This window comes from Paenibacillus algicola (assembly GCF_005577435.1).
Classification (GTDB): domain Bacteria; phylum Bacillota; class Bacilli; order Paenibacillales; family Paenibacillaceae; genus Paenibacillus_AQ; species Paenibacillus_AQ algicola.
This window is the reverse complement of record NZ_CP040396.1, coordinates 4,089,447-4,102,945: the sequence shown is the minus strand read 5'-3', so window position 1 is coordinate 4,102,945 and position 13,499 is coordinate 4,089,447. Positions and strand designations below refer to the sequence as shown.

Genomic DNA, 13,499 nt, shown 5'->3' with positions numbered 1-13,499 from the left:
GATGGATGCAGCTTTATATGCGGTTCGGCTTGCCGGGGGATGGAGGCTGATAGCTTCTCTAGATCTTCGGGTGGATCTGTACTGGTGGTTCGGCAGCAAGGCACGAAAGATCACTGCGGGGACAAGCTCTCCAGGGCTGCCTGCTGTTTCAAAGGTGAGGTCTCATGACAGGGGTTATGCGGGCGCAGCGAAGAGGCTGGTGGTGTTATCACAGGGACTGCCGCTGGGTTGGGCGACTGCGGTACGGGATGATTTTGCCGAGGAGCGGGGCATGGATCTTTGGGGTTCAAAGGCGTGGGGGCGGTATGTCCGCTCCGCGCTAGAGCATGCGGTGGGCGCGCCGCTGCTGGAGGCGTCCGGCAGGGGGAGCCGAGCGCTGGCTGACGCGCCGTTATTCTTCCCCGGCGATGATGGATTACGCCAGCTGGAGGCGCTGTTTGGGCCCCGGGAGTGGGAGGGGCTGCATACTTTGGCGCTGCAGCTGGGCGGATGGTTAAGCGGCCGGGCGCTGCTGGCCGGGGAGGTGGAAGCGCTGCTGCAGGAGGCCGGCGGGGGCGTGCCCGCCGGCTGGGTGGCCGCGGCCCAGCTCGGTGAGCTGCTGGGCCGCCTGCGCTTTTACGCGGGGCTGGCGGCGGAGCCCGCCCCGCGATCGCCCGGCTGGCTGCGCCGCCGCCGGGCGAGGGGCTTGCGCTGCCGGCGATGCGGCAGCGCGGCAAGGGGCCGCACGGCATGCGCAGCGTGCGGCAGCGCGGCTTGTGCCTATTGCGAGACATGTCTCGCAATGGGGCGCAGCCGCGCTTGTGCGCTGCTCCTGCAGGGTGCAGCGCAATCGGCCGTGCAGGGCACGGCCGGGGGTTCCCCCACCGCGGCCTTGGGCCGGTGGGGGCTTAGCGCAGCGCAGAGCGCCGCCGCCGGCGCGGCGCTGCGGTTCTTGGCGGAGCCGGCGGTGCCGGGCTCCGCGGCCGGCCGCTTCCTGATCTGGGCCGTCACGGGCGCCGGGAAGACGGAGATGATCTTCCCGCTGCTTCAAAGCATCCTGACAGCCGGCGGCCGGGTGCTCGTCGCCGCTCCGCGGCGGGACGTTGTGCTGGAGCTGGCTCCCCGGCTGGCTGCCGCTTTTGCAGAGCAGCAGGTCGTCACGCTCTATGGGGGAAGCCCCGACCGCTGGAAGCAGGGCGGCATCACGCTTGCGACCACGCACCAGCTGCTGCGATTCAAAGAAGCGTTCGATCTCGTGGTCATCGACGAAATTGATGCTTTTCCTTACCACAATGACCCCATGCTGGACTTTGCGGCGAAGGGGGCCTGCAAGGCGGGAGGCAAATACATCTATCTGTCCGCGACCCCGCCGCTGAAGCTGCAGCAAGAAGCAGCAGCCGGCCGCCTGCCGCATGCCAAGGTTCCGGCTCGTTTTCACGGCCATCCGCTCCCGGTGCCGAAGGCCCATCGTATGATTTCCGTGCACCAGTGCCTCGCCCGGCGCCAGCTTCCTCCTGCTTTATTGAGACAGCTGCAGGCTTCGATTGAGCGGGGAGCACAGGTCTTTCTGTTTCTATCCCGCATCCGGCATATCGAGCCGTTCCTGGAGCTGCTTCGCCGCAGCCTGGTCAAGGTTCCACTGGACGGAACCTCATCCGTAGACCCGGAGCGGGCGGCCAAGGTGATGGCGTTCCGGCAGCGGGAGCTTCGGCTGCTGGTGACCACGACCATTCTGGAACGAGGAGTTACGGTGCCCCGCAGCGATGTATTTATACTAGACGCAGACAGTGAGCTTTTTGATGAAGCGGCTTTAATTCAGATGGCGGGACGTGCAGGCAGATCAAAAGAAGACCCGAACGGGAAGGTTCTATTCGCGGCCCACACCTGGACAAGCTCCCAGCGGGCGGCCTGCCGGCAAATCCGAAGGATGAACGTCATTGCCCGAAAAGGAGGCTACTTAAAGCGTTGAAGCCAGCTGTCCTTCGCAGAGCTGTACCTGTCACCTTTTATGTCCCGTGGTCCGTGCAGTTATTCATTATTCTAAAAGAGGTGAAGCCCTCCATGCACTCACATTCTCTCCACACACTGCTGCAGCAGGTGTACAAGCTGCTATCTCCGGCCCGCTTCTCTTGCAGCCTATGTCAGCACACGTCCACCCTAAGCTCTAGAATGCCGGGGCTGTGCAGAGCTTGTTATGCCAAAATCCCCTGGATTACACAGCCGCGCTGCCTCGCCTGCGGAAGAGCGATTGGCTGCCCGGATTGCAGCCGCCCTGAAGCCGGTCCCCGGCATTTTGTATGGAACCGAAGCGCTGTTCGCTACTCCGCCGAGATGAAAGAATGGCTTGCGCTGTACAAGTACCGTGGTCACGAAAAAATCGCCTCCCTGCTCATCCACATGCTGAAGCATGCCTACGTGCAGGCGCAGCGGGAGAGCCTCCTCGCGTCTATGCCGCGAAGTGCTGATCCAATATGGGCGCAGCCAGGCGCTAAGGATGTCCGGCAGAGACGCTCTGCCGAAGGTGCACAAGGGCTCTGGGAAGCCGATGTCCTCACCTCCGTACCGGTTAGTGATGAGAGAAGGCGGGAGCGGGGCTTTAACCAGGCGGAGGTGCTCGCTAGGGGACTGTCCTCCGCGGTTTCCGTCCCTTATTGTGAGCTTCTGCACCGAACTCGACATACAGATAAGCAGAGCTTCAAGAGCCGGATGGACCGGGTGCGGGATATGGAGAACCTTTTTGCCATGCTGCCATCTGCACCGGATGCTCTGCTCCTGAGATCAGAGGCTGTTCACGAAAGGAACAGCGCTGACAGCCGCTCCAAGACCCTCCGCCCACTTCGCATTCTGCTGCTGGATGACATTTATACTACAGGAAGTACGGTTAATGCCTGCGCTTTAGCCTTGAAGACAGCCGCGGCTTCCGCCGACATCCCGGCGGAGGTGTGCTGTCTGACTTGGGCGAGGTCGTGAGTGGAAAGGGAATATTTTATATTTTTTTCCTGTCATAATAGACGTAGACCTGCATATGCGCTAATCTAGGGATAGATCAGATTTATGGGTGTGTGGAGGGCGATGAGCATGAATTTGGGAAACTGTCCGCGGTGCGGCAAGCTGTACGCGTTGAACTTTAAGGATATGTGTTCTGACTGTATTAAGGATATTGAAGCAGAGTATCAGCGCTGCGCCGATTTTTTGCGGGAAACGCGTGGAGCGACAATCCAAGAGGTGTCTGAAGCGGTGGATGTGACGATCCGCCAGATTACCAAGTTTATTCGAGAGGGACGAATCTCGATTAAGGACGCGCCAAATCTGTCTTATCCGTGCGAGGTATGCGGTCATCTGATCCGGGAAAGCAACATATGCGAGTCATGCCGGACGCGACTGACGAAGGAGCTGCGGGGTGCATCTGCTGATGGAATGGAGCATGTCAGCCAGCAGAATCAGAAGAATCAAGCAACGTATAAAGCGATAGACAAATTACGCAAATACTAAAACGATACCAGCGAACTATTAAATATGTTTCAACAGCGGCCGATAATCTTAGTAAAGGTTATCGGTCTTTCACATAAATCATCAAGGATGATGAGGATGTTTATGAAGTTCTTATATATAAGGAAGGTGAACGTGATGAAAATCAACGAAACCGGACGCATTGGAGGCGTGAACTCTTACCAGCGGAGCATGGAAACACAGCGGCAGGAGCAGCAGCCGAAGGCCCGCCGTAAGGATGAGGTTTCAATCTCCACTGAAGCGATGGAGATGCTGCAGGCACAGGGTGCGAAGGACCCGGGCCGTGCGGAGAAGATTCAAGCGCTGAAGGAGCAGGTATCCTCAGGGACATACAAGGTCGATGCTGACAAGCTTGCGGAGAAGCTGCTGCCCTATTTCAAGCAGTTTCCCGAGAAATAAGGGTGCCTAAATGACAGTTCAATCGTTAATTCAATCGTTAGAGAATCTGGAGACTGTCCATCACGATATGATGGAGCTGTCGGATCTCAAGAAACAAGCCATTATGGAGAACAATATGGATGAGCTGGTAAAGCTGCTGAACCGGGAATCCAAGGGAATGAAGCTCATTGAGCAGCTGGAGCGTGAGCGGGTTGAGGCTGCGTATGCTTTTCTGCATTCCGTAGGCGTGAAGTCCCAGCTGGAGCTGACCGTAACGGAGCTTGCCAGGCTGGTATTTGATCCGGATGATAAGCAGAAGCTGCTTGAGGTACAAGCGCGCTTGTCCTCGGTGCTTCAGGAGCTGAAGCTGAAGAACGAGCTGAACCAGCAGCTTCTGCAGCAATCCCTTGAGTTTATTGATTTCTCTCTGGATATGCTGACGGGAAAGTCTTCTCAGGAGGAAGCGATTTACCACCATCCGTCCGATCGGGGCGGCAGTACAGGAAGGCCTGGGCTATTCGATACCCGGGCGTAAACAGGAGGATTGAGCGTGATGAGATCAACTTTTCATTCTATAGAAACGGCCAAGCGAAGCCTGTTTACTCAGACTGCTGCCCTTAGCACGACAGGACATAATATTGCTAACGCCAACACTGAAGGGTATTCCAGACAGGTTGTGAAGATGCAGGCCTCTCTGCCGATTGAAGCCTATGGCATCAATCGCTCCACGGCTCCGGGCCAGCTGGGCACGGGTGTGGAGTTTACTAGCATTGAGCGCATTCGGGAGCAGTTCTTAGACGACCAGTTCCGCGGAGAGAACAGCTCTTATGGCAGCTGGGGAATTCAGTATGACACGCTGGATAAGCTGGAAGCTATCATTAATGAGCCTTCCAATAGCGGCATTCGCAAGGTCATGGACCAATTCTGGAATTCATTTTCAGAGCTTTCGAAGAATCCGGAGGATCCTACAGCGCGCAAGATCGTGAAGCAGACCGCTGAATCATTAACCGACGCGCTGAATCACATGGACACCCAGCTGAACAATCTTAGCCGAGATTTGAATTCTAACATTGAAGTGAAAGCGAAAGAGATTCAGGGATACTTGACCTCTATCGCAGATTTGAACCATACAATTACCAGAATTGAGAGTGCAGGTAATCATGCAAACGACCTGCGGGATCAGCGTGATCTGATGGCGGACAAGCTGTCGCGCATTATGAACATCACAGTTTCTGAAGGAGCCGGCGGATATAACATATCTATGGGCGGGCAGAGTCTGGTAGAGGGCAGTGCGGTGACGGCAGCAGTGGACAGCACGTTCCTTGGCGCTGCCTTTGCTGGCGGTGATCTCAACAGCGGTGAGGTTCACGGGATGATCATCTCTCGGGATACGCTGCTGTCCGATTACCAGTCTCAGATTAATACACTGGCCAATACCCTTGTAAACGGCGATGTTACAGTGAAGCTTCCTGCGGGCGCAATGCCACCGGCAGGTACCATCCTGACGTCAGATGCTGAAGTGTCTGTGAGTGGTGTAACCAGCACGGTGACAGCCGGTCAACCGATCCCTGCCGGCGCTGTTCTGCAGAAGGATGTATCGACGGTCGTTCAAGGCTTCAATGGCCTGCACCAGCTGGGCTATACGATGGACGGCTCTACCGATCCGGGTGTTCCTTTCTTTACAGCCGCGGATGGCGGCAGCGTGATTACCGCCGGCAATATCCGCCTGAACCAGGTTATTTCGGACAATCCAGACAAGATCGCTACCTCCATGCGCCTGTCCTCCGACGGCAATTCAGTCATTAAAGGGAATAATGATATGGCGAAGCTGCTGACGACGCTGAAGGACTCCATGTTTACTGTTCCTGGCGGCAGCAATAGCTCCACCATCAACGGTCTATTCAGCTCTATGGTCGGACAGCTGGGTGTGCAAGCCCAGGAGACGGGACGGCAAACCGATAATGCTTCTTTTTTGGTGACACAGGTCGAGACTCGCCGCATGTCCGTCAGTGGCGTTTCCTTGGATGAAGAGATGACGAATATGATTAAATTTCAGCATGCCTACAGTGCGGCGTCTCGTTTCCTGACGACATTCGACCAGCTGCTGGATAAGCTGATTAATTCAACAGGCGTTGTTGGCCGATAAGGAAGGGGTGAGATAGCATGTTAAGAGTCACATCCAATATGATGAGCAATCAGCTGCTGCAGAACCTGAACCGTAATGCGAGAAGTATGAATGAGACACAAATTCAGATGTCCACTGGCATGAAGATTAACAAGCCGTCGGATGATCCTGTAGGGATCACTTATTCGCTTCGGTATCGCGGAGAGATTGCGTCGAATGAACAGTATCAGAAGAATGTGGACAGCGCGCTGTCGTGGCTTGGTTTTACGGATACGATGATGGATCAAGCCGGAAATGTTCTGCACCGACTGAAGGAAATAACAGTTCAGGGCTCCACAGGTACAAATCCTCAATCAGCCCTGGACAGTGTCAGCCAGGAAGTCTTGCAATTAAAGAATCAGCTTGTTGATATAGCAAATAGTAGATTGAATGGCAAGTATGTTTTTAACGGACAGCAGTATGATAAGGCCCCTTTTGATTTTCCTAACTATTTAGACGGCTCTATAGATACCTCTGGAGCATACGTAATTCAGACTGATCATGGATCGGTCGAATATCTTGTAGGAGAGAACGTAAAGATCGGGATTAACGTTTCAGGAAATGATGCTTTTGGTTCTGGAAATGATAACGTCTTTGTTATGATGGATCGCATCTCACATTCTCTTCTTGCAGGAGATCAAAGTGCCGTGAGTGATGAATTATCAAATATTGAGACGAGCCTCGAACGTATTCTTACGATGCGTGCGGAAGTAGGGGCCAAGACAAATCGGGTTGAGCTAATTGAAGGGCGATTGAAAGATCTTGATCTGAATTTATCAAAGTTGCAAGCTAAAACTGAGGATGCTGATTATACTGAATTAATTATGCGTTCGCAAATACAGGAGAATGTTTACAACGCTTCACTATCTGCTGGTGCCAAGATTATTCAGCCTTCGTTGGTGGATTTCCTGCGATAAATTTATAAATGAAGTGAATGAGTTAGAATAGTAATAGAAAGTACAAGATTAGAAAGTCGTAGATGCACGTAAACGTCTATGGCTTTCTTTCATTTATAATGAAATTAGGAGTGATCCCTCTGAACTTGAATACTGCAGTATTTGGAGAAATTGAAATGCCTGAAGAACAAATTTATCATTTCCCTAAGGGGATTCCGGGCTTCGAGAACGAACATCAATTTGCTCTGTTATTTGAAGAGAATAGTCCTTTTATGTATATGCAATCCCTGCAGAATAAGGACCTATCTTTTGTGGTGACCGATCCCTTTTCATTTTATCCAGATTATGAATTTGATCTACCGGATAACGAAGCAGAAGAGTTACACATTGATGATGATTTATTCATAAAGTGTATCTTAACCGTTAGGGACAGCGTTAAAGATTCCACGGTTAATCTCTTGGCTCCACTTGTGTTTAATCCGAAGAACAGGCTAGCCAAACAGATCGTTCTTCGTCAGGTTCCATATCAGACCAAGCATTTATTGTGGCAGCATCCACAAGGACTGAATGAAAAGGAAGGTGTATAGCCATGCTGGTGCTATCTCGGAAACTAGGAGAATCTATCGTTATTCAGGATCAAATCGAGCTTACGGTTCTTAGTGTTGAAGGAGAAACGGTTCGAATTGGAATAAAGGCTCCTAAGCATGTAGATATTTTCAGGAAGGAAGTATACCTTTCTATTCAGGAGTCGAATCAGGAATCTGCTAAACCATCACCTGCCGGAATGTTAGCGTTAATGAAAATGATGGATGATAATAAATAAATATTATAAAAAATTAGTTTAGCTATTAAATGACGATTCTTTCTGACGATATATATAATAGAGCGGCAATTCTTCAGGGCGGCCGACCTGTGAAGACGCTCATACCACAAGGATGTGGGATTAAACGATTTCAGGGAGGAAATAAACAATGATTATCAATCACAATATTCCAGCTTTGAACACTCACCGTAACATGGGTCTGAATACGAACGCAACTAGCAAGAACATGGAGAAATTGTCTTCCGGTCTTCGTATCAACCGTGCTGCTGACGATGCTGCAGGTCTTTCGATCTCCGAGAAAATGCGTGGTCAAATCCGTGGTCTTGAGCAAGCTCAACGTAACGTTCAAGACGGTATCTCCTTTGCTCAAACAGCTGAGGGTGCAATGAACGAAGTTAGTGCGATGCTGACTCGTATGAAAGAGCTTGGAGTACAGCAAGAGAACGGAACATACAGTGCTGGTGACAAGTCCAATATCAAAGCTGAGCTCGGACAATTGGGTGCACAAATCGACAGCATTTTGGAAAACACGAAGTTTAACGGAATTAACATTTCCGGTTCTTCTGTTGCTATCCAAGCAGATGATAATACTTTCCAAATCACGATTAATGGTATCGACTCAACTGGCTTTAAAGGTTTGGATTCTTCAGTAACACTTACAGCAACAACGGATGCAATTGAACAGGTTGCTAAGCAACGTGCTAAATTGGGTGCTGTTCAAAATCGTCTGGAGTACACTTCTAACAACCTGGGTACAACAGTAGAAAACCTGACTGCTTCCGAATCCCGTATTCGTGATACCGATATGGCTAAGGAAATGGTTAACCTGTCCAAGAACAATATTTTGCTGCAGGCTTCCCAGTCAATGCTTGCACAAGCAAACTCTGCGCCACAAGGCGTACTGTCACTGCTTCGTTAATAGCAACGGACATAGCAGCCTGAAAGAGCAAAAGATCCTGCGTTTAGCAGGATCTTTTTTTTTATTTTTCATAAATATATGTAATGATTGTCCGATATATAATGTAACAGCTATTTATAAATATCATCCTTGATCACACTCACTGAGTTTGTAATAACAATATGTGGAGGTTTATGATATGGATCGAATAGTCTCATCCAATAATGTTCCAGTCGTTACACAAACATCTGTAAACAAGCGAGTTACTTCAATGTTGGGTACAGAAAAGAGCCTGTCAATTATACAAGCAACGGCTCAGGTGCCATCAGGAGATACCAAACCACAGCAGACGATGGATGAAGCTATCCAGCAGCTTCAAAAGGCAATTGATGCAATACAAGGCCCGCAAAAGACACTTGAGTTTTCTATTCATGAGAAAACGAATACAGTGATGATTAAAGTCTTGAATAAAGAGACCGGTGATCTGATTCGAGAAGTTCCACCAGAAAAGATTTTAGATTTAGCAGCAAGGATGATGGAAATAACAGGGTTCATCATAGATGAGAAAGTATAGGAGATGAGAGCATGGTAACTAGAATTAGTGGTCTAGCATCCGGCATGGATATTGACGCAATGGTGAAGAAATTGATGCAAGCCGAGCGCAAGCCTCTAGATAAGCTAAATCAACAAAAGCAATTGCTGGAGTGGAAACGGGAGAGTTATCGTGAGACAAGTACGAAATTAGTATCGTTTCTTCAGGAAAAGCTTTCGAAGCTGAGTCTAAGCAGCTCGATCAGTGCTCAAAAGGCAAACGTCTCCGGTAACCTAGATATCTTGTCTGCCGTTGCTTCGTCTACAGCTAGTGGAACAATGGAAATTACCGTAAAGGACTTGGCGACGTCATCAAGGGCAGTTACAGCACTAAATGTAGATGCTAACGGAGATTCTATTAGCTTTAATGTAGCTAGCTCAACTTTGCTATCTAATTTGAATCCGAAAATTCTCCCAGGAGAGGTCCAAGTTGGTGAAGCAATGATAACCGTTACTGCTGAGGATACAATTGAATCCTTCGTGAAAAAGATTAATAGTAGCAAAGAGGCTGGTGTAACAGCCATTTATGACAATAGTTCCGGTCTATCCCTAACGAGTAAAGCAACAGGTTCAGCAGCAATTAAACTAGATGCAAATGTTGCATCAGCTTTTCAATTACACTCTAAAGCAGGTACCGATGCAGCATTAACGGTTAATGGATTGGCAATTACGAAATCGTCCAATTCATTTGAACTTAACGGAGTAAACATTACATTAAAGAGTAAGACACCGATCGGAGCCATTACTCGCATAGAGGTTTCGAAGGATACAGATAAAATTGTAGAGAATGTTCAAAGCTTTGTTGATGCATACAACGATGTCTTGGCCCTCTTAAACAGTAAGGTGGGCGAGGAGCGGTTTAGAAAGTATCATCCTCTCAGTACCGAGGAAAGAGCGGCTATGAGTGATGAGGAAGCCAAGCTTTGGACCTCTAAGGCTAAGAGTGGTATGCTGAAGAGTGATGGTATTTTGCAGGATACGATTACTCAGATGCGTACGGCTCTCATGCAAGGTGTAGATATCGGAAGAGATGATGGTAAACCGTTAATCCTGACAGAGCTTGGCATCACGACTGGAACGTACGATACTAAAGGGAAACTTATCTTGGATCAGGATAAGCTCAAAAAGGCATTAGAAGCTGACCCTGAGATCGTCAGCAACTTTTTTGTTAAAAAGGATCCTGCGACGGCTTTAAAAAGCGAATATACCCAGCTGGATGGTGTGTATACAAAACTGACAAAAATCACAAATCTAAGTCTTCAGCGGATGGCCGAGACTGCAGGTACGTCTAAGGTCAGCAGTGATTTATCATCAACGTTCCTTAATACGAGCTCAATGGGAGAGCAATTAACAAGTTTAGATCGCAGAATTAGCGATATGACAAGTCGGTTGAATCGAATTGAAACGAATTATTTCAAGAAATTTAGTGCAATGGAAACGGCTATTAATCGATATAACAGTACGTCTTCAAGTCTTGCAGGTTTTATGGCGTAAAAGGAGGTTATAAATAATGATTAACTCCCCCTATCAGAAATATCAGCAGGTACAGGCTCAGACTGCTTCGAAACCAAAACTTCTTATCATGCTTTATGATGGGGCTATCCGGTTTTTGCGCTCCGGAATTGAAGGAATTGAAGAGCGGGATATTGAGAAGTCAAACAATAACCTTTGTAAAGCGCAAGCAATTATACATGAATTAATATCTGCCTTGAATTTTGATTATCCGATTTCAAATGACTTATTGAAGATATACGATTACATGGTAAGTCAACTCATTGTAGCTAACGTAAATAAGGATGCGGCACCTGCTCGAGAAGTGCTGAATCATTTAACTGAATTACGTGAAGCTTGGGTGGAAGCGAGCAGAATGCCGGGAGCTGGTGGGGCTGTATGAGTTCGAATAGGCTGACTGAGTTGATTGATGGACTTGAATACCTGACGTTAAATCAGCTTATTAAACTGTCTAACATGGATGAGGATGGTTTTGAGCAATTTACGATGACAAGAGAAGATATCGTGAACCAGATGGAACCACTTCAAAAATTAATGAACGAAGAGCATAAACGAAGAATCGGTGAGATTTTAAAGCATGATCCCATCATTTTGGAGCGAATGCATTCTTTAAAAGATGAGGCCGGAAATTGGATGGAGCGAAGAGAGTCCATTCGTGTTCAGCAAAATGCGTATATGCATACTCATCAACTGGATAGCTACTTCATTGATAAAAGAAAATAAATAAGATTAAGCATCTCTGTTGTTGTAATTAAATCTACCAGATTTAATAAAGCGACAGGAGATGCTTTTTTCCTTTCTAGAGGGGTTTTTTTGATGTGATATTCACTACCGTAGAACCGATACCGATATATTTATTATAGAATCAACTTACTTTTGGATTGGTGGTATTCTCATGTCAATTTTACAATATAACTATAATCCGCTATCAGACCGATTTCCGCATGTTATAAAAGGACTAAATGATTCCAATAGTTTAAACAACCCTATTGATTATAAAGAAGCGATAGATCGTGATGACTTATGGCTTCAAGCTGTAGAAAATTCTATAAAAGACTGCAAAATTGTATTTGTATATGGCTTTGGAAGAGGGCTCAGTATTGCAGACCTGCTTGATCAATATCCGGATCGTTGGTTTTTTGTTTATGAACCAGATGTAAGCTTGTTTAATCAAACACTTTCCCAGTATGACGTTAGCCTGTTACTATCGCATCCTAACTTTTACTGGCTCTCTGTCGGAGAAAAACAATTAAACATGCTGTTTCATATGGTTTGTAGTTATATGATTAAAGATTTGGCATTTGTGGCCTTACGCCATTACTTGGAAATGGATATGGACCATTTACGGGATATTAAATCACAGTTTTTGGAATATAGAGACACCTTTTATGCCAATAAGTTCACGGAGAATCGTTTTCGAGAGGATTGGACTCAGAACTATTTGTATCATATAGCGGACACGCTACATACGCCATCAATTGAACAACTGTTTTACGCTTTTGAAGGAGTGACTGCGGTAGTTGTATCCTCCGGCCCGTCTCTTCAAGAGGACATTGACTACTTGAAAAAGCTAAAGCCACATGTTCTGATTATTGCAGCGGGTTCCAGTATACAGGCCCTAATTAAAAATGGTATTCAACCACATTTGACAGTTATTATGGACGGACACCCCATAAACAAAAAGGTTTTTTCAAACCCAAATGCTTTAAAATCACCACTGCTATTTACAACATCTTCGTATTATGAGATCTCAGATGCGAAGAAACATGAAAAGGTGCATAGCATTATGAAAGGTGATGCTGTCTCTCAATATTTTTTTCAGAAGGATAGAGATGAGCTTCTAATGTACCCTACAGCAACAGTTGCTGGGACATCCATTCAGGCGGCGGCTTATTTAGGAGCAAAGAGAATTATATTAGCTGGACAAGATCTATCATTTCCGAATCATCAACTGTACACGGATGGAATTAATCATTTTACCAATGAAACAGTAAATACAATGATTAAATCTGCGAATAAAGAGCTTCCTAATGTAAAGGGTGGTACAAACTTATCGAATGATACTTTTTTTCATATGAAAGAAAATATTGAAAGATTAATCGAAACACTGACCCAAGTAGAATTTATCAATACAAGTCGATATGGAGCTGTTATAGAGGGTGCGCCATTTCAGCCGATAGAGACATTGTATGATCAATTACTAGCTGAAAAAGATAATATTTCTCCAAATGCCATTGGGGACTGGATCAATGAAAATACAAACGGACTAGACCGTAATCGAGTATTGAACGTGCAACAAAGGGTGGAAGCTACGTTAACGGATTTACTTATTGTTCGCTCTGAAATCGTTGTTCTACAAAAAAACATGAATAAGTTACGGGAATTAAGCCGTACCAAGCCTTTAAAAGCTCAGAAAAAACTAGAACTTATCGAAAATTTATGGGGTTCTATTGCCAATAGAGATTGGTTTTCGCCGATTATGGAATCGATCATTCCGCTGCAAATTGCTAAATTTGATAAGCTGCTGCCTATCATTATTACGGAGCAGGATCTGATTCGTAAAACAGACTTGGTTTATGATCATTTGGGGCAGCTGCTTGTAGATATAGATGAACGGATCCCGCAGCTACAGGATATGTTCATGGAAGCCATTCGTCGAATGGATAAACTTCAAGAAGTCGAATCTTCGGATTTGGACTAATATTTTCTTATTTTATACATTCACAATGTCTTATATCCGGAGGTAAG

At 47.3% G+C, this 13,499-nt stretch carries 15 protein-coding genes; all 15 read left to right on the top strand.

The features are described 5' to 3' along the window. Position 1 precedes the first annotated feature (1 nt). The 15 genes from E6C60_RS19165 (at position 2) to E6C60_RS19095 (ending at position 13,452) form a co-directional block, all read left to right on the top strand. Positions 2-1,948 (top strand): helicase-related protein, encoded by a 1,947-nt coding sequence (locus tag E6C60_RS19165; protein ID WP_138227267.1) that lies wholly within the window; start codon positions 2-4, stop codon positions 1,946-1,948. Beyond that, entirely contained in the window at positions 1,945-2,949 is a 1,005-nt protein-coding gene (locus E6C60_RS19160; RefSeq protein WP_233281064.1) for a ComFC family protein, read from the top strand. Before E6C60_RS19165 ends, E6C60_RS19160 begins: the two co-directional genes overlap by 4 nt. Before the next feature lie 108 nt (positions 2,950-3,057). Continuing rightward, positions 3,058-3,471: a TIGR03826 family flagellar region protein gene (locus tag E6C60_RS19155; protein WP_138227266.1), complete on the top strand. Its 414-nt coding sequence runs from the start codon at positions 3,058-3,060 to the stop codon at positions 3,469-3,471. Positions 3,472-3,606: 135 nt separating this feature from the next. After that, entirely contained in the window at positions 3,607-3,888 is a 282-nt protein-coding gene (gene flgM, locus E6C60_RS19150) for a flagellar biosynthesis anti-sigma factor FlgM (RefSeq protein ID WP_138227265.1), read from the top strand. 10 nt (positions 3,889-3,898) lie between these two features. After that, positions 3,899-4,402 (top strand): flagellar export chaperone FlgN, encoded by a 504-nt coding sequence (flgN, locus tag E6C60_RS19145; RefSeq protein ID WP_138227264.1) that lies wholly within the window; start codon positions 3,899-3,901, stop codon positions 4,400-4,402. A gap of 18 nt (positions 4,403-4,420) precedes the next feature. Continuing rightward, positions 4,421-6,013, top strand: coding sequence for a flagellar hook-associated protein FlgK (flgK, locus tag E6C60_RS19140; RefSeq protein ID WP_138227899.1), 1,593 nt, complete (start codon positions 4,421-4,423; stop codon positions 6,011-6,013). Positions 6,014-6,030: 17 nt separating this feature from the next. After that, positions 6,031-6,948 carry a flagellar hook-associated protein FlgL gene (flgL, locus tag E6C60_RS19135; RefSeq protein ID WP_138227263.1) on the top strand — a complete coding sequence of 306 codons (918 nt, stop codon included), beginning with the start codon at positions 6,031-6,033 and terminating at the stop codon, positions 6,946-6,948. A gap of 125 nt (positions 6,949-7,073) precedes the next feature. Continuing rightward, positions 7,074-7,514 carry a flagellar assembly protein FliW gene (fliW, locus tag E6C60_RS19130; protein ID WP_233281062.1) on the top strand — a complete coding sequence of 147 codons (441 nt, stop codon included), beginning with the start codon at positions 7,074-7,076 and terminating at the stop codon, positions 7,512-7,514. A 2-nt stretch (positions 7,515-7,516) separates the two neighbouring features. Then, positions 7,517-7,750, top strand: a complete 234-nt coding sequence (csrA, locus tag E6C60_RS19125) for a carbon storage regulator CsrA (RefSeq protein ID WP_138227262.1) — start codon at positions 7,517-7,519, stop codon at positions 7,748-7,750. Positions 7,751-7,898: 148 nt separating this feature from the next. Next, complete coding sequence (locus E6C60_RS19120; protein ID WP_138227261.1) at positions 7,899-8,669, top strand: flagellin N-terminal helical domain-containing protein; 771 nt, start codon at positions 7,899-7,901, stop codon at positions 8,667-8,669. A gap of 178 nt (positions 8,670-8,847) precedes the next feature. Then, positions 8,848-9,222, top strand: coding sequence for a flagellar protein FlaG (locus tag E6C60_RS19115; protein ID WP_138227260.1), 375 nt, complete (start codon positions 8,848-8,850; stop codon positions 9,220-9,222). 11 nt (positions 9,223-9,233) lie between these two features. Further along, a complete protein-coding gene (gene fliD / locus E6C60_RS19110; protein ID WP_138227259.1) occupies positions 9,234-10,733 on the top strand; it encodes a flagellar filament capping protein FliD in 1,500 nt (499 codons plus the stop codon). A 16-nt stretch (positions 10,734-10,749) separates the two neighbouring features. Then, complete coding sequence (fliS, locus tag E6C60_RS19105; RefSeq protein WP_138227258.1) at positions 10,750-11,133, top strand: flagellar export chaperone FliS; 384 nt, start codon at positions 10,750-10,752, stop codon at positions 11,131-11,133. Between the two features lie 74 nt (positions 11,134-11,207). Beyond that, positions 11,208-11,474 carry a hypothetical protein gene (locus E6C60_RS19100; protein ID WP_138227257.1) on the top strand — a complete coding sequence of 89 codons (267 nt, stop codon included), beginning with the start codon at positions 11,208-11,210 and terminating at the stop codon, positions 11,472-11,474. A 172-nt stretch (positions 11,475-11,646) separates the two neighbouring features. Then, positions 11,647-13,452, top strand: a complete 1,806-nt coding sequence (locus E6C60_RS19095) for a motility associated factor glycosyltransferase family protein (protein WP_138227256.1) — start codon at positions 11,647-11,649, stop codon at positions 13,450-13,452. Positions 13,453-13,499 lie beyond the last annotated feature (47 nt).

Coding starts and splice junctions, on each gene's coding strand:
- E6C60_RS19165 (WP_138227267.1), top strand. CDS start 2: ATGGATGCAGCTTTATATGCGGTTCGGCTTGCCGGGGGATGGAGGCTG.
- E6C60_RS19155 (WP_138227266.1), top strand. CDS start 3,058: ATGAATTTGGGAAACTGTCCGCGGTGCGGCAAGCTGTACGCGTTGAAC.
- flgM (WP_138227265.1), top strand. CDS start 3,607: ATGAAAATCAACGAAACCGGACGCATTGGAGGCGTGAACTCTTACCAG.
- flgN (WP_138227264.1), top strand. CDS start 3,899: ATGACAGTTCAATCGTTAATTCAATCGTTAGAGAATCTGGAGACTGTC.
- flgK (WP_138227899.1), top strand. CDS start 4,421: ATGAGATCAACTTTTCATTCTATAGAAACGGCCAAGCGAAGCCTGTTT.
- flgL (WP_138227263.1), top strand. CDS start 6,031: ATGTTAAGAGTCACATCCAATATGATGAGCAATCAGCTGCTGCAGAAC.
- csrA (WP_138227262.1), top strand. CDS start 7,517: ATGCTGGTGCTATCTCGGAAACTAGGAGAATCTATCGTTATTCAGGAT.
- E6C60_RS19120 (WP_138227261.1), top strand. CDS start 7,899: ATGATTATCAATCACAATATTCCAGCTTTGAACACTCACCGTAACATG.
- E6C60_RS19115 (WP_138227260.1), top strand. CDS start 8,848: ATGGATCGAATAGTCTCATCCAATAATGTTCCAGTCGTTACACAAACA.
- fliD (WP_138227259.1), top strand. CDS start 9,234: ATGGTAACTAGAATTAGTGGTCTAGCATCCGGCATGGATATTGACGCA.
- fliS (WP_138227258.1), top strand. CDS start 10,750: ATGATTAACTCCCCCTATCAGAAATATCAGCAGGTACAGGCTCAGACT.
- E6C60_RS19100 (WP_138227257.1), top strand. CDS start 11,208: ATGGATGAGGATGGTTTTGAGCAATTTACGATGACAAGAGAAGATATC.
- E6C60_RS19095 (WP_138227256.1), top strand. CDS start 11,647: ATGTCAATTTTACAATATAACTATAATCCGCTATCAGACCGATTTCCG.